The sequence below is a fragment of the Paenirhizobium cremeum genome (genome assembly GCF_047553425.1).
Classification (GTDB): domain Bacteria; phylum Pseudomonadota; class Alphaproteobacteria; order Rhizobiales; family Rhizobiaceae; genus Allorhizobium; species Allorhizobium cremeum.
This window is the reverse complement of sequence record NZ_CP180219.1, coordinates 201,457-219,137: the sequence shown is the minus strand read 5'-3', so window position 1 is coordinate 219,137 and position 17,681 is coordinate 201,457. Positions and strand designations below refer to the sequence as shown.

Here is a 17,681-nt window from a genome sequence, read left to right as displayed (position 1 = left end):
GACAATGACCCTTTCATCATCAGTCCGGCGACCAGGCTCGGCAGCGTGTGCAGTCGTGCCAAGGGCCCTGCACGTCATCAATCAAGCACTACCTCGAAACGGAAAGGATTTTGATAGAATGGAAATTGAACAACTCAAGCAGGTACTCGGTGACGGCCTACTGTCGTTCCCAGTCACCCACTTCCACGGTGATGGAAAGTTCAATCCAACCAGCTACGCCGAGCACGTCAACTGGCTTTCCGGCTTCGAAGCCTCCGTTCTGTTCGCCGCAGGCGGAACCGGCGAGTTCTTCTCCCTGACACCGGAGGAAATTCCCGCTATCGTCAGTGTTGCCAAGGCGGCGGCGGGTAAGACCCCGATCGTGTCCGGGTGCGGCTATGGAACCGACATCGCCGCCTCGATCGCGCGATCGGTTGAAAAGGCAGGAGCTGACGGGATCCTCCTTCTGCCCCATTATCTGATCGATGCGCCGCAGGAGGGGCTCTTTCAGCATATCAAGAAGGTATGCCAGTCCACCGGCATGGGTGTCATGGTCTACAACCGCGACAATTCCGTTCTCCAGGCGGACACGCTTGCACGTCTCTGCGATGAATGCCCGAACCTCGTGGGGTTCAAGGATGGAACGGGCGACATTGGGCTGGTTCGCCAGATCACAGCCAAAATGGGTGACCGACTGACCTATCTCGGCGGCATGCCCACGGCCGAACTCTTCGCGGAAGCCTATCTTGGCGCCGGCTTTACAACCTATTCCTCTGCCGTCTTCAACTTCGTTCCTGGCCTGGCTGTTGAATTCTACAAGGCGCTGCGGGCCGGGGAGCGGAAGAAGTGCGAGCAGATCCTGAATGACTTCTTCTACCCGTTTATGGCAATCCGGAACCGTGACAAGGGCTATGCCGTATCGGCCATTAAGGCGGGCGTTCGTTTGCAGGGCTTTGACGCGGGTGGGGTTCGGCCACCGCTGAAAGACCTCACCTCGGAGGAGTGCTCCATGATGGAGGCGCTGATCGATCAGCATAAACGCTGAAGTCCCGCATGCGCTTCCGGTGTGGGCGGTACAATACTTTCGCCTCAGCGATAACGCGTCGGGCACCAGTCCGACGCATTATCGCTGCTGGTAAAGTTCGCTCCGTGTCCACACTTCTGACATGCTGCTCCAAACCAGTCTGCTGATAAGCACTGTGGCCGAATTGCGCCGCATCTTGCTTGCCTTTTGCCGGCCGGAGTTTGCCAGCGATCAACTCAACCGTAATTGTTTCGGGATGGCTCCCTCCCAAACCGGTTGTTCTTTCGCAGATCGCGAACCTAAACAACTTTTCGTATGGCTAATTAAGGGATCGACGGTTCATATCTTTTCAAGACCTGATGTTCGCTCCTTCATCAATCGATTTGTGGCGAAACTCGCAGGCGTGACGATTTCCTTCATGAGCAGGATGAAAGAGGTGGGGCTCGCCATGCCGGGCGATCTTTCGATCGTTTCCTTCGATGGCTCGCCTGTCTGCGCCTTCTGCTCGCCGCCGCGATCGACGATCGAGCAGCCTACGGAAGAAATGGGTAAGACCGCCGTTGAAATGCTTCTTGAATCTATTGAGAATATGGAAAGCCCATCGCCCATGCGCAGGGTTATTCCCAGTCCCCTGATCGTTCGGGAGAGCAAGGCCGGTGATCCTGCAGCGGTTATTGTATCGTCCTCCATCGACGATCAGCGAATTCGTGGATTGAGGGGCATCCGCGTCCGTCCGCCCGAGGGCGATGAAGGTATCTACTGCCTCGTCGTGATATCGCTCAAGGCAATACCGCGCGGCGGCGCAGTTGAGGCGCGGGGCACGAGATGGCATGCAAGCTCCACGCGTCGTGGCGGCGCCGGGATACCGGAGAGCGTGTCGCGCAGCAGGTCGAGCGCGACCGAGCCGATCTCGCGCATGGGAATATGCATCGTCGTCAGTGGCGGATTGAGGAACGCCGCCTGCGGCAGGTCGTCCATGCCCATCACCGAGACATCTCCCGGCACCGAAAAACCCTTCTGCTGGATGCCGAGCATGGCGCCCACTGCAAGACTGTCGCCGGCGGCCAGAACCGCGGTGAAATCCAGTCCCCGCTCGGCGATACGCTGCATGATCGCCTGCGTCGCCAGTTCCGGCAGCCAGTCCTCGACGGTCATGAGCAGGTCATCCGAAACGGGCAATCCCTTCGCCAGAAGCCCGTCGCGCCAGCCATCGTAACGCCGCTCGATGGTCCGGCGCCCCGGCCGCATCAGAAACAGGATGCGCTCATGTCCGAGTTCGGTAAGATGATCTGTGGCAAGCCGCGCGCTCGAGCGATTGCAGGGCGTTACGCTTGAAAGCCGCATGAAGGGATCGTCGCCGTTGAGCAGCACGACCGGCTTGTCGAAGCCGCTCGTCGCGGCGAGCATGTCTTCGTCGTCTATGGTGAGAAACAGCAGGCCGGCGACATTGTCGGTCTCCTGGGCTTCGGCGAGCACCGCCAGTTCCTCGCTCTGGTCCGCGATCGGCCGTGTGACGATTTCGAGGTCGAGAGCCTGAGCCCGTTCCTTCAGCCCTTCCAGCACGTAGTGGGTGAACTGGTTGCGCACATAGTCGATCATAGCGGCACTGGATGCGGCGACAATGACCTGCTGCCCGGCAACGGCCGTCGGTACGACGTAGTTGGCGTTCTTGGCTGCCTCCAGCACCCGTTGGCGGATTTCCGGACGGACGCCCTTTTCGCCGGCGAGCGCCCGCGACGCGGTGCTGAGCGACACGCCGCAGGTTTCGGCAATGTCCTCAAGTCTAACCCGCTTGCTTTTTTTTCCACGTTTGCCCGGCTGCGGTTTTGCAGTCATTGCGTCCTCCATTGCGACAGAATGAGAAAAATTTTCATGTTGCGCAAGAAAAATCTTCATGCCTTTAATCGCTCCAACAGACCGACGGAAGAGCGGCATAAAACGGAGGAGCGCCATGGGCCCGAACGCCCACGACATTCGCATGGGTCTCGATCGTCTTGTCGGCGGCATGACCGGCCTCAAGCATGACGGCCGGTTCGTCGAGCCGAACCTTGACGGAACCGCGGGCGACTATATCAGCTTCGACAGTTGGGAATGGCCCCAAGGCGTCGGCCTCTATGGCCTGATCCGGCTCTGGCTGTTCACCGGTCGCGGCGATCTGCGCCAGTTGATCGAGGGCTGGTACGAGGCAAGGCTCGCTGCCGGCCTTCCGGAGCTCAATGTCAACACGACAGCGCCGATGCTCGGACTTTCGGTGCTCTGGGCGAAGACGGGTGATCCGCGCTGGAAACCGCTTCTCGACGACTGGGCGGACCGTGTGATCGGAGAGATGGGACGCACCTCGGAAGGCGGTTTCGAACACCACGTTTCCGACAAGGTCAACGACAACGAACTCTGGGACGACACGCTCTACATGGTTGCGCTGTTTCTGGCCTCTTATGGCCAGGCAAGCGGCCGGCGCGAACTCGTCGACGAGGCCTCGCGGCAATTTCTCGTGCATGCCCGTTATCTCGCGGACACCCATTCCGGCCTCTGGTTTCACGGTTGGACCTTCGACGGCCGGCATAATTTCGCAAGGGCCCGCTGGGCGCGCGGTAACGCCTGGATCACTGCTGGCATGCTCGACTTCTTCGACCTCGCCGAGATTGCCGTCCCGGTCAAACAATATCTGCTCGGCGTGCTCGTCACCCAGGTTGAGGCGCTGCTGCCATTGCAGACCGCATCCGGCGCCTGGCGCACGCTTCTCGACGACGCCACGTCCTACGAGGAAATATCCGCGACAGCCGGCATCGGCTACGGCCTGCTCAAAGGCTATCGCCTGGGCTACGGCACGCCGGCCTGGCGCGCTGCCGGTCTCAGGGCGCTTGAGGCGGTGATGCGCAACATCGACGAAAGCGGCACCGTGCTCAACGTCTCCTACGGCACCCGCATGGGCCACGACCTGCAATTCTACAAGGACATTCCCATTCAGCCGACCGGCTACGGCCAGGCACTGGCAATCCTGTGCCTGTCGGAAGCCTTGCACCATGTCGGCGAGCAAGGACAGGCAGCATGACGATGAAGGTTCTCTACGGGGCGAACCCCGATGACATCAAGGCTTTTGATACGCAGCGCCTGCGCCGCGAGTTCCTGGTAAGCAATCTCTTCATGCCGGACGCGGTGAGCTTCACCTACACCCATGTCGACCGGCTGATCCTTGGCGGCGCGATGCCGATGACCGGGAGCGTATCCTTCGGGTCGGGCGCCGATATCGGAACGCCCTTTCTGCTTTCCGCCCGCGAAATGGGTATTGCCAATCTCGGCGGCACCGGCACCGCCACCGTCGACGGAAAGAGCTTCGTGCTTGAAAACCGCGACGTTCTCTATGTCGGGCGCGGCGCGCAGGAAGTCGTCGTCGCCAGCCATGCCGCCGACAAGCCGGCGCGCTTCTACATGAACTCCGTGCCGGCCGGCGCGGACCTGCCGCACCGGCTGGTCAAGAAGGCCGAGGCAAAAGCGATTGAACTCGGAGACGCCAAGCGTTCTAACAGGCGCCGTCTCGCCATGTACATCCATCCGGAAGTGATGCCGTCCTGCCTGCTCTTGATGGGCATTACCGATCTTGCCGAAGGCAGCGCGTGGAACACCATGCCGCCGCATGTGCACGAGCGGCGGATGGAGGCTTACTGCTATTTCGACATGGCGCCCGAAGACCGGATCGTCCACCTGATGGGCCAGCCGGAAGAGACACGGCACCTGATCGTCGCCGATGGCGATGCGGTGCTTTCGCCCGCCTGGTCGATCCACATGGGCGCCGGCACCGGACCCTATGCCTTCGTTTGGGGCATGACCGGTGAGAACCAGGAATACAACGACGTCACCCCCGTAGCCTTGGCTGAACTGAAATGACCGATATGACTTTCCATATGAAGAAGAGCCTCGTTGCGGGGCAAGCGATCAGCTACTGGCAACTCGGCACGATTGCCGAGGAGCGCTTCGATGTGCCCGACCAGCCGATGAAGGGCGAAATGGACCCCTTCTTCTTCCTGACCAAGCACAAGAACTTCATTCCGCACGAATATCCCTGCCGCACGATCTTTGCCGAACGGTATCGCGACAAGCGGCCCGAGGTGCGTGGTTCGTTTGAAGCCAGCCGCTGGTGGCTGCCCTTCGGTTCGCCGCGTCTCGATCTTTCCGGCTTCTGGTTCCGGCCGACGCGGCTTGCCACCTGGGCTCGCACCTCTATCGAGGCCGACACCGCAGGGCCGGCGACGGTCCGCCTCGGCACCTGCGGCGGTGCGGTGATCTGGCTGAACGGCGCTGAAGTCGGCTGGATGGCGCCCTATAGCCGTAACCTCGAGGCCAAGGCGGAATTCGAACTGCCGCTCAAGGCCGGTCTCAACGAGATCACGATCTTCTTCGACGACCTTGCCGAACGGGACGCCCGCTATTTCTTCGAACTCGACTATCTCGACGGACCGACCGCGCGCGTCGCGTTGCCTGTTCCCTGCCAGAGTGCAGCGGCCGCGGATATCGAAACCGCGCTCGACGGCATGCATTTCGATCGCACCGCCTATTTCGAGGGTGATATCACACTCAACTTCGCCAAGGCACTGCCGCTAGACGTCAAGGTCAATGTGGCGGTCGAAGGCGACTTCATGTCGACGGAGCGCTTTGACCACGACTTTGTTGTGAAGGCCGGCGAGATGAGGCTGACGGTCGGTCCGTCGGAAGAGACGCCGGCAGATTTCCGCCATTTCCGCATCACGCTCGACGCCGGCGGTTTCGTCGCCTCGCGCTCGCTCGGTGTCGAGATCTGCCATGCCGGCCGCCAGGGCAAGCCCCCGGAAACGCTTGCCGGCCGTATTCGCGAAACGCTTGACGAAATCTCCGGTTTTTCCGAGCGGGATACAGTGCGGGCCTTTGCACGGCTTGCCAGCGGTCGCGGCGGCGCCGACACCGACGCGATGATCGAGGAGATCCTTCCCTCGATCGAGGACTGCCACGACTGCGCCGACTTTTCGCTCGTGCCGCTGATCTGGTCGCGCACGGTCTGGGGCCGCGACATCGGCGAGCGGACCCGCGACCGCATCGACCAGGCGATCCTGAATTTTCGCTACTGGATGGATGAGCCCGGCAATGACGTGCAGTGGTATTTTTCCGAGAACCACGCGCTGCTGTTCCACACCTCGGCCTATCTCGCCGGCCATCTTTTCCCCGAGGCGACCTTCCGGCGTTCGGGGCGCAAGGGACGCGAGCAAAGCGCCGTCGGCGCCGCACGGGTTCGCGCCTGGCTCGATCATTTCGAGGCGTGGGAAATGGCGGAATTCAACTCCGCGCCCTATTTCCCGATCGATCTCAAGGGCCTGACGGCGCTCGCGGCGCTCTCGCCCGACGCCGATATCGCCGAACGGGCGAAGAAGGGCATTGTCCGGCTGTGCGAAATCATCGCCCGCTCCGCCCATCACGGCATGGTCACGGCCGCTCAGGGGCGCTCCTACGAGCACACGCTCTGCGCCGGTCGATCGCTCGAGCTTTCGGGTGTGGCCCGCCTGCTCTGGGGCCGGGGCTGGTATGGCCGCCGTGTGCACGCGCTGCCGCAGCTTGCCGTCTGCCTTCGCGATCATGACCTCGTCGTGCCGGAAGCGCTTGCCGCGGTTGCCTGCCATGAAAACGAGGACACCCACCAGGAATGGCGCTTTGCCCAGGGCGAAAACCGCTTCGCGGCGCTTTACCATTACAAGGGTCGCCACTTCGCCATCGGATCGGCGGCGCATTATCGCTGGAACGAATGGGGTTACCAGGAAACGGTGCTGCACCTGAGGCTTGGCCAGCGTCCGGAAGCGGCGATCTGGATTAACCATCCGGGCGAAACCATTCAGTTCGGGTACGGCCGGCCCTCCTATTGGGGTGGTTGCGGCACCCTCCCACGTGCCCACCAGTATAGGGGGCTGGCCGTACTCGATTTTGTCACCGTTCGCGAGCAGCCGGATTTCACCCATGCGTGGTTCCCGGTCGCCGAGTTCGACGAGAGCAGGGTCGAGGGCAGGCTTGCGCTTGCCCGCAGCGGCCGAGGTGCCGTCGCCCTGATCGGCGGTGGTGAACTGGTGCCGGTCACCGATGGTCCGTCGACGAATGCGGAGTTGCGTCAATCCGGCCACAGGACGCGATGGATCGTGCGGATCTGCGAAGCCGAAGAACTCGGCGACGTCAAAGCCAGGTTCGCCGCGCTCGCGGTCGAGGAAACCGCCGATGGCGCCTTCGTCGTCGACGACCCCGAATACGGCCGGGTCGTCTTTCATGGCGACGGCAGGACGGAAGCCGAGGGGCGCACGCTTATCGCCAGGGATTTCACCGTAATAGGCGAGGTTACAATGTTGCCCGCCGCCTAGCGGGACGAGGAGTTGCGCCGGCCGGGAGAAGCCGGTGCGAAACAGAACGAGCGGGAGGACGCTCGTCAACGGACAAGAGGAGGAAGACAATGACCAAGACCAGAACAATGCTCGCGGCTCTTGCCGTCGGGCTGATGACATCGACGGCAGCGATCGCCGGCGACGTGCGCATCATGTGGTATTCCGATGGCGTCGAGGGCGAGGTGCTGAAGGATTTGCTCGATCGCTTCATGAAGGAAAACCCCGACATCAAGGTGACGCTCGACAACGTCTCCTACAGCGTCGTCCGGGAGCAACTGCCGGTACAGCTCGAAGCCGGCAACGGGCCGGATATCGCCCGTGTCACCAACCTCAAAGCCCTCAGCCAGCACTGGTTGGACCTGAGGCCGCTGGTCGCCGATCCCGCCTATTGGGACGAGAATTTCGGTGGACAGGCCGATTGGATGCGTCCGGATGGCACCAACCAGATTTCCGGCTTCATGACGCAGATCACGATTGCCGGAGGCTTCGCCAACAAGACGCTGTTCGACCAGGCCGGCGTTCCGATTCCGGGCAAGGACGCGACCTGGGACGATTGGGCGAAGGCTGCAAAGCAGGTCGCGGAAAGCCAGCAGGTTCCCTTCCCGATGGCTCTTGATCGGTCCGGCCATCGTCTCAGCGGTCCGAACCTTGCCTATGGCGGCAACTATATCGGCGCCGACGGCAAGCCGGCACCGCTTGACGAGGGCTCGAAGAACTTCCTCAAAACCTTCGTTGGCTGGGTTGCCGACGGCACGATGAGCAAGGATGTCTGGGTTTCTGCGGCCGGTTCGACCTATCGCGCCGCCGCCGACGACTTCATCAACGGTCAGCTCGTCTATTATTACTCCGGCTCCTGGCAGGTTCCGAACTTCTCGACGAAGATTGGCACCAACTTCGACTGGGTTGCGACCGGCAGCCCCTGCGGCCCCGCCAACTGCACTGGCATGACCGGCGGCGCGGGATTGGTTGCAGTCAAATACACCAAAAACCCGAAGGACGTCGCAAAGGTGATGGACTACCTCGCGAGCGAGGCCGTGGTGAAGGAGTTCTCCGAGCGCACCCTGTTCCTGCCGGCGCATAAGGGCGTCCTTGCCAAGGGGCTCGACTTCAAGACCGACGATGCCCAGGCAAAGGCGGCCCTCAACGCCTTCGTCGAGGCGAGCAAGTCGCTCTCCGAGCTCGCACGCAAGCTGCCCGGATGGCACTGGTCCGACACTTTCTACGGCGCGCTCGTCACCCGCGTCAGCCAGGCGGCTGCGGGCGAGATGGAGATTGACGAGGCGTTCAAGCGCATCGACTCCGATATCGCGGCAAAGGTGAAGGATTCCGGGAACTGATCGGCGCTGCCGACACCCGTTGCCTGGCGGCGCAGCATATGCTGTCGGGCCGGCGTTTCGCACCCGCGACGGCGACGCCACCTGCTTGAGCAGGCATTGAGTTGCCGGGAGCACTCGATTGGCGCCCCGTCCTCCCGCACATCTGCGATTGCCTGCCCTTGCAGGCAGTCGCTCAAGAAATCTGGCGACGATATTTGCTTATAGCTCAGGCCACCACGCACGGGGCCTGTAGGGTGAGGAGGCTGCAATGAAGGCAGATGTACCAATACGAAGTGGCTCCGGCCTCGGCGAAGCGGCCATGATGCCCTTTCGCCTCCTGATGGGCGCCATCGATGCGCCGTTGCGCTGGGTGCAGCGACGGCTTGGCATCGGTGGTATGGCGACCTTCTTCCTGCTGCCGAACATGCTGATCTTCGGCGTTTTCGTGCTGCTGCCGTTTTTCATCAACTTTGCCTATTCCATGACAGGAGGCACCGCGCTCTTCCTGTCGGACAGGAGCTTCGTCGGCGGCGAGCAATATGCGCGCCTGTTCGACTGCGTGAATTACACCGATCCGAACAGCTGCACCGAGGACACCTTCTGGACCGCCGTCGGCAATACGGCCTGGTTTGTCGTGCTTCAGGTCAGCCTGATGATCCTTTTCTCGCTGGTGACCGCCCTGATCCTCAACCGCGATCTGATGGCGCGCAGTTTCTGGCGGGCGGTCTTCTTCTTTCCCGTGCTGCTCTCGCCCGTGGTCGTTGGCCTCATCTGGAAGTGGATTTTGCAGCGCCAGGGCCTGCTCAATTTCGGTCTCTACAGCCTGGGCTTCGAGCCCTATACCTGGCTCAACGATCGCAACTGGTCCTTTGCCGCGACTGTCGGTGTCTCGATCTGGGCGCATATGGGGTTCTACACGCTGATCCTGCTGGCCGGCCTCCAGGCGATCCCGAAGGATCTCTACGAGGCGGCCGAAATGGACGGCACCCGCCCGGCGCGCGCCTTCTGGCGGATTACGCTGCCGCTTTTGATGCCCAACCTGCTCGTCGTCGTCGTGCTCGTCCTGATCCGGGCAGTGCAGATATTCGACGAGGTCTATGTGCTGACCGGAGGCGGGCCGGGCACCAGCACGCTCTATCTCACCCAGTATATCTACGAGACGGGCTTTGCCACGCAGTTGCGCAATCCCGGCCTTGCCGCGGCGGCTTCGATCCTGATGGGCATCGTGCTGGTGATCCTCACCCTGGTCCAGCTTGGCCTCGGCCGCAAAGGCGAGAAGAAGGGAGCCCGCAAATGAACCGTGTAGTCGAGTTTGTCTTTCGCCGCCGCGGCGGTCGGGGCTGGCACTGGACCGATATCTTCACCTGGGTCTGGCTGATCGGCGGCCTGTTCGTCATGTTCGGCCCGGCGGTCTGGCTCGTCGGCTCATCGTTCAAGTCGCCGGCCGCCCTTGCCGAATTCCCGCCGACGATCATGCCCTATGTGACGCAGAAGGCGACCGTAGAAGGCTACGACAAGCCGCTCGACCTTTACGAGGTGACACTGCCCGACGGCAGCAAGGCAGTGCTCGCCGAGGTACGCCGCATCGGCATCGTCAGCCAGATGGTCGCGCCGGACAAACCGACCGAGATCGTCAAGGTCAACATCGCCGAGCGGACGCCGGTGCGCACCATGTCCTTCGCGACCAACAACTACACGGAGCCTTTCACCCATTTCGATTTTGTCCGTTATCTCTGGAACTCGGTCTTCGTCACGGTGACGGCGACACTGATTACGCTGGTGGTCAATTCGATGGCCGCCTTCGCGCTCAGCAAATACGAGTTTCGCGGCCGAACCTTCGCCATGCTTCTGATCCTCGCGACCCTGATGGTGCCCCTGTCGGTGATTATGGTGCCGCTTTACTCGATCGTCTCGGCTCTCGGCCTGTTCAACAATCTCTGGGGTGTCATTCTGCCGACAGTGGCCACGCCGACGGGGGTCTTCATCCTGCGCCAATACATGCTGACCATCCCCGACGAGCTGATCGATGCGGCACGCATGGACAAGGCCTCGGAATGGCAGATCTACTGGCGCATCATCCTGCCGCTGACCGCGCCGGCGCTTGCCGTGCTTGCGATTTTTTCCATCGTCTGGCGCTGGAACGACTTCCTCTGGCCGTTGATCGTGCTGTCGCGCAAGGAACTCTACACGCTGCAGGTCGGACTCAGCATCTATTCGGGCGAACTGAACGTCCAGTGGCACTTCATCCTCGCCATGACCGTGGTGACGATGATCCCGGTCGTCCTGGTCTTCATTTTCCTGCAACGCTTCATCACCACCGGCATCGCCGGGACCGGACTGAAATAAGGGGGGCACCATGGGCCACATCCAGCTAACCAACGTGACCAAGTCTTTCGGCGCCATCGACGTGCTTCATGACATCAACCTGGAGATCAAGGACGGTGAATTCGTTGTTTTCGTTGGGCCTTCAGGCTGTGGCAAGTCGACGCTCCTGCGCATCATCGCCGGCCTGGAGAAGCCGAGCGGCGGCGAACTTGCGATCGACGGCAAGGTCGTCAACGACGTGCCGGCCGCCGACCGGGGTCTTGCCATGGTCTTTCAATCCTACGCGCTCTATCCGCATATGAGTGTGCGCCAGAACCTCGCCTTTGGCCTCGAAAACACCCGGATGCCGAAGGGGGAAATTGCCGAGCGCATCGCCGAAGCCGCGCGCATGCTCGAGATTGAACCCTATCTCGATCGTCGGCCCGGCCAGCTTTCCGGCGGCCAGCGGCAGCGCGTTGCAATCGGCCGCGCGATCGTTCGGCGCCCCGTCGCCTTCCTGCTCGACGAGCCGCTGTCGAATCTCGACGCGGAGCTGCGCGGCTCCACCCGCGCGGAGCTCGCTGCCTTGCACGCTCGCCTCTCGGCGACGATGATCTATGTGACGCACGATCAGGTCGAAGCAATGACGCTCGCCGACCGGATCGTGGTCTTGCGCGCCGGCCGTATCGAGCAGATCGGGACGCCGATCGAACTCTATAACCGGCCGGCCAATCGGTTCGTCGCCGGCTTCATCGGCTCGCCCCATATGAACTTCCTCGAAGGCACGCTCGAAGCGGTGAACGACGACACGGCGGTCGCGACACTCAAGGGGGGGCACCGGCTTCGGGTTCCGATCCGGGGCGGTATGGTTGCCGTCGGATCGCCTGTGACCGTGGGCGTTCGACCGCAGCACATCACCCTCGAGCGCGGTGAAAACAGCATTCCCGCGACGGTCCGCCTCGTCGAGGCGCTCGGCCACGAAACCGTGTTGCATGCCGATGTCGCAGGCCAGAAACTTTTAGTGGTCGCCCCAGGCCAACACGACCTCGCGCCGGGCGCCGACATCAATCTCTCGCTGGCCGCCGCCCCCATCCATCTTTTCGACGATAAGGGAATTCGCCTTGAATACGCTGTTTGACCTCACCGGCAAGACCGCCCTCGTGACCGGGGCGCGGACAGGCCTCGGCCAAGGCATGGCGCTCGCGCTGGCGCGGGCCGGCGCCGATATAACGGCGCTCGGTTCGTCGCCGATGCCGGAAACGGCAAGCCTGGTCCGGGAAGCCGGTAGGCGTTTTCACAGCCTGATTGTCGACCTCTCCAAACCCTTCGATACGTCCGCGATCGTCACCGAAGTCTCGGCAGCATTCGGTGGTGTCGACATCCTCGTCAACAATGCCGGCATCATCCGCCGCAGCGACCTGCTCGACTACTCCGAGCAGGACTGGGACAGCGTGCTCGACGTCAACCTGAAGGCCGCTTTCTTACTGTCGCAGGCCGTTGCGCGGCACATGGTCTCGACCTCGCGTAAGGGGCGGATCATCAATGTCGCCTCCATGCTGACATTCCAGGGCGGAATTCGCGTGCCCGCTTATGCCGCGTCGAAGCATGGTATCGCCGGCCTCACCAAGGCCATGGCCAACGAATTGGCGCCCCATGGCATAACCGTGAATGCCATCGCGCCAGGTTATATGGCGACCGACAACACGGAAGCGTTGCGCAACGATCCAGAGCGCAATGCGCAAATCTCCGCTCGTATTCCGATGGGACGCTGGGGAACGCCGGACGACCTGGCGACCGCGGTGATCTTCTTCGCCGCGCCGGCCTCCGGTTACGTTACCGGCACCGTGCTGCCGGTCGATGGCGGCTGGCTGGTCCGCTAGGGCAATTCAGGCAGTAGTGGAAGTCGGTCTCGCCCGAAATACCGCGATACTTTTTACGGTTGAACGGGATCGAAGCACTGGCGTTTTCTGGTGGGTGGGGAGCACCGGCCGGGCCGGTTCACCAATCCAATTGCGCCAGATTGTGGAGGATCATCGCGGCGGCTCCGAACGCGACCGCATCTGTGGCCGAGACCTCCGGCAGCAAAAGCTCCGGCTGAACGACGCGCGCCCCGTCGAACGGATCGGAGTTGGCGAAATCCAGCCAACGGAGGAGTTGCTCGCGCACCAGGCGCGGCAGCGTCCCCCCGATATAGATGGCGGAGGGGGCGAGGATTGCCGTAACCGCAAAGGCCAAGCGTGCTGTTTCCGGTCCCGCGCGCTCAAGCCAGGTGTCGAGAACGGTCCGGTGGGCGGTCAGATAATCCATCCAGGATTCAGGCGATCGGCCGGTCGGAACATGACCGATGTGGCCGGCGCACCATTCGGCAAGATCCTCAAACGAGGGCCTCGACAAACCACGAGGGCGCAACGCTCCGATCTCGCCGGCATTGCCGAAATTGCCTCGATAAAGCTCCCTGTCGATGATGATGCCGCTTCCGATACCCTCCGAGAGATAGAGATAGACAAAGTTTTCGTGGCCGACGCTGTTGCCGAGCGTGAATTCCCCCATGGCGGCGGCATTCGCATCGTTTTCGATGACAACCGGACAGCCAAGCGCCTGGCGCAGCGAAATGTTCAGGTCCGATCCGGCCCAGGATATCACCTCCTGCGCAAGATCGAGGCTCGCGGTGCCTCGCCGGAAACGGGTCGGCATGGCTATGCCCGCGCCAATCAGCAGGTCGCCTGCAATCTTGTTTCTGCAAAGCAGTTCTTCCTTGCCCTCTTGGATCTTCGATTGAACATCGGCGAAAGTGTCGTAGCTCCCCGGCAATTGCAGTTCGCCCACCATCTCGCCGCTGAAATCAAGCAGGGTGAGCGTGACCATGAAACGGTTCGTATGGGCTCCGAGAGCGTAACCGACTGAGGGATCGAGCGTGAGATCGATATACGGTGCGCCGCGGCCGGCTTGGCGACGGGCGCCTTCCACCACGATGCCGCGCTCGATGAGATCGCGCGTCATCATGCTGACGGCAGCCGCAGTGACGCCGCACAATTCGGCGATTTCGGCGCGCGATGCGGATCGTTTGCGGCGAAGATAGCGCAGCACGGCTGCCTGAGTATTCCCTATTCCGTCAAAAGGCATGCGTCTGTCAGTTGCCACGATCCGCTCTCCACATCACGGGATCGGCGATGTCATACTCTCGTTACTTAAGCAACTTAATTAAATAAAAATCATCAACCGGATTGACGCACCATGACCAAATCTCTTGCCTTCCTCGCCACTGTGGCGATCTCCGCTCTTTCCGCTGCGTCGGCGCATGCCGAAGACATCAAGATCAAGATCTCCACGCTGGCGGAGCGCAGCGCGCCGGGCCGCGTCACCAATATCGAAGGTGCCGCGGAGATCATGAACCGGCAGTTCAAGGCGGCCGGCGTGGACAAGCGCATCGTCATCGAGGCCAACAACAGCGCCGTCAAGGGCTGGGACGATCTGGCGCTCGAAACCCTGAAGGCGCTTTCTGTCGGTCAGGGGCCGGATATCTACGTCTTGCCGCATGAGTGGATCGGCCAGTTTGCCCAGGACGGATATGCCCTCGCGATGGACGACAGGATCGCTGCCGCTCCCTGGGTCTATGGCGATATCCTGCCGGTGCTGTGGGATGCGGCCAAGGCCACGGATGGCAAGATCTATGGCGTACCGCAGGATGCAGAAATCCGCATGTTCTTCTATAACAAGGACATGCTGCGCAAGATCGGCAAGGACGAAACCTTTATCGAGGGCCTGCCGGCCAAGGTCGAGGCGGGTGAATTCACGCTCGATGACCTGACGGCCCTTTCCAAGGAAGTCGTCGACGGCAAGGCGGCCCAGTACGGCATGCTGCATCGTCCGAATGTCGGCATCGATTACCTAATGGTCTTCCAGTCTTATGGCGTGAAGTTCATGGACGAGAAGACCGGCAAGCTGGTGTTTCCGAAGGCCGAGATGACCAGGGCGCTCGGCTGGTACGAGCGCAATGCCAAGGAAGGCGTGACCCCGGTCGACAACACTGCCATGAGCTGGGAGGCCATCCAGGGCGCCTTCAAGCAGGAAAAGGCGTTCGTCTTCCATCAGGGTGTCTGGGCGGTTGCCTGGCAGCTCGGCGAAAAGAACGGCGCGACCTGGCCGACAGACAAGGAAGGTTATTTCAACAAGATAGGCTGGATTCCGGCGCCGGCCGCCGAAAAGGGCGGAAAGCCCGCCAACCTGTCGCATCCGCTGCTCTACACGGTCAATGCCAAGAGCAAGAATGCCGACATTGCCGCCGATCTCGTGGCGCTTGCCTCGCTGCCGTATTTCAACAATGAGCATGCTGTGACGTCCTACCACACTGCGATCAGCAATGCGCAGACGGCCATGCCGAAATACAAGGACAACTGGGTGTTGTCGGCGGCTTCCCCGATGATGCAGCATGCCCGGTTCGTGCCGAACCACACGAAGTTCGGCAGCTATAACAAGGTCCTGTTCAGCGGTCTGCAGGCTGTGGAGACCGGCAAGATGACGGCCGAGGAGGCTGTCGAATTCATCGCGGACGAGCTTGATCTGCAGTTTGGCGACGACATCGAAATCCGCGACGCCGCCAGCAACTAAGCCAGGTCGCGATCCCTGCCGTCCGGCCCCGAGTCGGACGGCATCGACTTTTCACCGGTATTCCAGAATGTCGAACTTCCAGATCAGGCCCCATCGGCCGGCTCGGCCGCTATTCTATCTCGCGCCAGCGATTGCGCTTCTCGCCGTGTTTTTCCTGGCGCCGATCGTCGTCAATACGGTGATCGCCTTTACCGATATGGGCCCAAATCTTCGGGTCGGCGAGTTCACGTTCCAGAATTTCGAGCGGATCGTGCAGCGCGACGCGCGCATCCCGATCGTTCTCCTGACGACGCTGATCTATGTGGCGGCCACGCTTTTCGTCTTCAATGTCGGCCTCGGTGCGCTCCTTGCCATGACCTCGACGGCGATCCCCGACCGGCTCGGCAATTTTTTCCGCGGTCTGTGGCTTCTGCCGCGCATGTCGCCGGCCGTGCTCTATGGTATCTTGTGGATCTGGATTGCCGATCCGACGCCCTCGGGCCTGCTCAATCAGGTCACTGGCACGCTCGGCCTGCCGCCGGTCAATCTGCGCAACGATTTTCCGTTGTTTCTGGTCATCCTGGCGAATGGCGTCGTCGGCGCGTCCTTCGCCATGGTCATCCTCACCTCGTCGATCCGCTCCATCCCTTCCCATCTTGCCAATGCCGCGCGCGTGGACGGCGCAAGCGAATGGGGTGTGCTGCGCCATGTCGTGGCGCCGGCGCTGTCGCAGCCGATCCGCTTCATTACCATCTATCAGGCGCTCTCGCTGATGACGACCTACGAATATATCCTGCTGATTACCGGCGGGGGCCCGGTCTACGATTCCACGCCTTACGCGCTCTACATCTACCGTCGTGCCTTCGAAAACGGCGCTTATGCCTATGGGGCGGCGCTGGCGCTCGGGCTGATGGTGATCGGCATCACCTTTACGCTCCTGCAATGGCGCGTCACGAACATGCGCTCCACCTTCGCTGCTCCCAAGATCGAGGTGCTGTGATGGCCGTTTCTCAAACCGGTACGCTTCTGCCCGCGCCCGCCACGTCGGACCATTGGGCACGTCTCGAACGCCGGGGAGCCGTCAATCGCGTCGGCTTTCTGTCCGCGATCATCCTCTTTCTGACCATCGTTTCCGTGCCGGTTCTCCTGCCTTATCTCTGGTTACTGGTAAAATCGCTGACTTCGTCGGACGATGCCCTCGGCCGCCTGATCCTCTGGCGCAGCACCGCAATTGCCGCCGTCGCCTATATCGGGGCCATCGGGCTCGCATTCCTGGTGGACCGGCTGCGCAAACCGGCGCTCTGCTGGGCCGGGCTCGCTATTGTGGTTGTCATTCTGGTGGCGATTTTCCTTGCGCCGCACCTGACCTTCAACAACTACCGTTTTCTCTGGAATCGGGACATCGCCGATACCGGTACCAGCCGCATGGACCTGATGCCGTCCATATGGGCAGCGCTCGGCAGCTCGCTTGTCTTTGCCGTGGCCCAGACGCTGATCGTGACGGTCATCGCCACGCCTGCGGCCTACGCCCTATCGCGCTTCGCCTTCGCAGGCCGCGAAAACTTCCTTCGCGGCCTTCTGTTGCTGCACGCTTTTCCGGCGCTGGCGCTCACCGTCGCCATCTTTATCCAGCTTCATTACATGGGCCTGCTCAACAATCTGATGGGCGTCGTGCTGGTCATGAGCGCGCTGGAACTGCCGTTTGCAATTTTCGTGCTGAAGGGCTTCTTCGATAATGTGCCCTGGGACATCGAAATGAGCGCGGTGACGGACGGCGCCACCCGCGCGCAGGCCTTTCGCTTGGTCGTGCTGCCACAGGTGCGCAGCGGCCTGATCGCAGTCGCCACCTTCACCTTTTTGAAGGGCTGGGAGGAATACGTCTTCGTCCAGACCCTGCTCATCGACAAAAGCCAGATGACGATGAGCCTTTATCTTTTCTTCGTCGCACAGGACAACATGGGCGCGGATTACGGCATGATCGCTGCCGTCGGTGTCGTCTATCTTCTGCCTGTGCTGGTCCTCTACACCTTTTCGCAAAAATACATCACCCAGATGAGTTTTGGCGGGATCAAGGGATAACAA

The 17,681-nt window shown here is 61.6% G+C and carries 14 protein-coding genes and 1 pseudogene; 13 read left to right on the top strand and 2 right to left on the bottom strand.

Annotated features, from left to right (window positions below; genetic code table 11):
- Positions 1–118: 118 nt before the first annotated feature.
- Together kdgD and ACLBKR_RS22465 are read left to right on the top strand one after the other, a co-directional pair.
- The gene (gene kdgD, locus ACLBKR_RS22470; protein ID WP_414902134.1) at positions 119–1,024 is read left to right on the top strand and encodes a 5-dehydro-4-deoxyglucarate dehydratase; all 906 of its coding nucleotides are present in this window, start codon (positions 119–121) and stop codon (positions 1,022–1,024) included.
- A gap of 121 nt (positions 1,025–1,145) precedes the next feature.
- Positions 1,146–1,592 (top strand): annotated as a pseudogene (locus tag ACLBKR_RS22465) (substrate-binding domain-containing protein); the annotation flags it as partial.
- A gap of 167 nt (positions 1,593–1,759) precedes the next feature.
- On the opposite strand, the gene ACLBKR_RS22460 reads toward ACLBKR_RS22465, so the two are convergent.
- Entirely contained in the window at positions 1,760–2,839 is a 1,080-nt protein-coding gene (locus tag ACLBKR_RS22460) for a LacI family DNA-binding transcriptional regulator (protein ID WP_414902132.1), read from the bottom strand.
- Positions 2,840–2,954: 115 nt separating this feature from the next.
- On the opposite strand from ACLBKR_RS22460, the gene ACLBKR_RS22455 reads away from it, so the two are divergent.
- The 8 genes from ACLBKR_RS22455 (at position 2,955) to kduD (ending at position 12,892) form a co-directional block, all read left to right on the top strand.
- On the top strand, positions 2,955–4,055 hold the full coding sequence (locus ACLBKR_RS22455) for a glycoside hydrolase family 88 protein (protein ID WP_113340062.1): 1,101 nt from the start codon (positions 2,955–2,957) through the stop codon (positions 4,053–4,055).
- On the top strand, positions 4,052–4,888 hold the full coding sequence (gene kduI, locus ACLBKR_RS22450) for a 5-dehydro-4-deoxy-D-glucuronate isomerase (RefSeq protein WP_113340061.1): 837 nt from the start codon (positions 4,052–4,054) through the stop codon (positions 4,886–4,888). Before ACLBKR_RS22455 ends, kduI begins: the two co-directional genes overlap by 4 nt.
- Positions 4,885–7,371 (top strand): hypothetical protein, encoded by a 2,487-nt coding sequence (locus tag ACLBKR_RS22445; protein ID WP_414902129.1) that lies wholly within the window; start codon positions 4,885–4,887, stop codon positions 7,369–7,371. The genes kduI and ACLBKR_RS22445 overlap by 4 nt, the downstream gene beginning before the upstream one ends.
- Positions 7,372–7,460: 89 nt before the next feature.
- On the top strand, positions 7,461–8,729 hold the full coding sequence (locus tag ACLBKR_RS22440; RefSeq protein WP_113444189.1) for an ABC transporter substrate-binding protein: 1,269 nt from the start codon (positions 7,461–7,463) through the stop codon (positions 8,727–8,729).
- Between the two features lie 247 nt (positions 8,730–8,976).
- On the top strand, positions 8,977–10,005 hold the full coding sequence (locus tag ACLBKR_RS22435) for a carbohydrate ABC transporter permease (RefSeq protein ID WP_113425657.1): 1,029 nt from the start codon (positions 8,977–8,979) through the stop codon (positions 10,003–10,005).
- Positions 10,002–11,054 carry a carbohydrate ABC transporter permease gene (locus tag ACLBKR_RS22430; RefSeq protein WP_113446838.1) on the top strand — a complete coding sequence of 351 codons (1,053 nt, stop codon included), beginning with the start codon at positions 10,002–10,004 and terminating at the stop codon, positions 11,052–11,054. The genes ACLBKR_RS22435 and ACLBKR_RS22430 overlap by 4 nt, the downstream gene beginning before the upstream one ends.
- Positions 11,055–11,064: 10 nt before the next feature.
- Complete coding sequence (locus ACLBKR_RS22425) at positions 11,065–12,150, top strand: sn-glycerol-3-phosphate ABC transporter ATP-binding protein UgpC (RefSeq protein WP_113446839.1); 1,086 nt, start codon at positions 11,065–11,067, stop codon at positions 12,148–12,150.
- Positions 12,134–12,892 (top strand): 2-dehydro-3-deoxy-D-gluconate 5-dehydrogenase KduD, encoded by a 759-nt coding sequence (gene kduD, locus ACLBKR_RS22420; RefSeq protein WP_113340057.1) that lies wholly within the window; start codon positions 12,134–12,136, stop codon positions 12,890–12,892. The genes ACLBKR_RS22425 and kduD overlap by 17 nt, the downstream gene beginning before the upstream one ends.
- Before the next feature lie 118 nt (positions 12,893–13,010).
- Here kduD and ACLBKR_RS22415 read toward each other — a convergent pair whose 3' ends face one another.
- Positions 13,011–14,135, bottom strand: a complete 1,125-nt coding sequence (locus ACLBKR_RS22415; RefSeq protein ID WP_113446840.1) for an ROK family transcriptional regulator — start codon at positions 14,133–14,135, stop codon at positions 13,011–13,013.
- A gap of 111 nt (positions 14,136–14,246) precedes the next feature.
- Here ACLBKR_RS22415 and ACLBKR_RS22410 point away from each other — a divergent pair, with 111 nt between their 5' ends.
- The 3 genes from ACLBKR_RS22410 (at position 14,247) to ACLBKR_RS22400 (ending at position 17,678) form a co-directional block, all read left to right on the top strand.
- Positions 14,247–15,620: an extracellular solute-binding protein gene (locus ACLBKR_RS22410; protein ID WP_113446841.1), complete on the top strand. Its 1,374-nt coding sequence runs from the start codon at positions 14,247–14,249 to the stop codon at positions 15,618–15,620.
- 67 nt (positions 15,621–15,687) lie between these two features.
- The gene (locus ACLBKR_RS22405) at positions 15,688–16,599 is read left to right on the top strand and encodes a carbohydrate ABC transporter permease (RefSeq protein ID WP_113425651.1); all 912 of its coding nucleotides are present in this window, start codon (positions 15,688–15,690) and stop codon (positions 16,597–16,599) included.
- The gene (locus ACLBKR_RS22400) at positions 16,599–17,678 is read left to right on the top strand and encodes a carbohydrate ABC transporter permease (protein WP_113446842.1); all 1,080 of its coding nucleotides are present in this window, start codon (positions 16,599–16,601) and stop codon (positions 17,676–17,678) included. Before ACLBKR_RS22405 ends, ACLBKR_RS22400 begins: the two co-directional genes overlap by 1 nt.
- Positions 17,679–17,681: the final 3 nt, after the last annotated feature.

What these genes read in the sequence shown, in the direction of transcription:
- ACLBKR_RS22430 (WP_113446838.1), top strand. Translation starts at nt 10,002, where the DNA reads ATGAACCGTGTAGTCGAGTTTGTCTTTCGCCGCCGCGGCGGTCGGGGC.
- ACLBKR_RS22415 (WP_113446840.1), bottom strand. Translation starts at nt 14,135, where the DNA reads ATGCCTTTTGACGGAATAGGGAATACTCAGGCAGCCGTGCTGCGCTAT.
- ACLBKR_RS22405 (WP_113425651.1), top strand. Translation starts at nt 15,688, where the DNA reads ATGTCGAACTTCCAGATCAGGCCCCATCGGCCGGCTCGGCCGCTATTC.
- ACLBKR_RS22410 (WP_113446841.1), top strand. Translation starts at nt 14,247, where the DNA reads ATGACCAAATCTCTTGCCTTCCTCGCCACTGTGGCGATCTCCGCTCTT.
- ACLBKR_RS22425 (WP_113446839.1), top strand. Translation starts at nt 11,065, where the DNA reads ATGGGCCACATCCAGCTAACCAACGTGACCAAGTCTTTCGGCGCCATC.
- kduI (WP_113340061.1), top strand. Translation starts at nt 4,052, where the DNA reads ATGACGATGAAGGTTCTCTACGGGGCGAACCCCGATGACATCAAGGCT.
- ACLBKR_RS22435 (WP_113425657.1), top strand. Translation starts at nt 8,977, where the DNA reads ATGAAGGCAGATGTACCAATACGAAGTGGCTCCGGCCTCGGCGAAGCG.
- ACLBKR_RS22400 (WP_113446842.1), top strand. Translation starts at nt 16,599, where the DNA reads ATGGCCGTTTCTCAAACCGGTACGCTTCTGCCCGCGCCCGCCACGTCG.
- ACLBKR_RS22445 (WP_414902129.1), top strand. Translation starts at nt 4,885, where the DNA reads ATGACCGATATGACTTTCCATATGAAGAAGAGCCTCGTTGCGGGGCAA.
- ACLBKR_RS22460 (WP_414902132.1), bottom strand. Translation starts at nt 2,839, where the DNA reads ATGACTGCAAAACCGCAGCCGGGCAAACGTGGAAAAAAAAGCAAGCGG.
- ACLBKR_RS22455 (WP_113340062.1), top strand. Translation starts at nt 2,955, where the DNA reads ATGGGCCCGAACGCCCACGACATTCGCATGGGTCTCGATCGTCTTGTC.
- ACLBKR_RS22440 (WP_113444189.1), top strand. Translation starts at nt 7,461, where the DNA reads ATGACCAAGACCAGAACAATGCTCGCGGCTCTTGCCGTCGGGCTGATG.
- kdgD (WP_414902134.1), top strand. Translation starts at nt 119, where the DNA reads ATGGAAATTGAACAACTCAAGCAGGTACTCGGTGACGGCCTACTGTCG.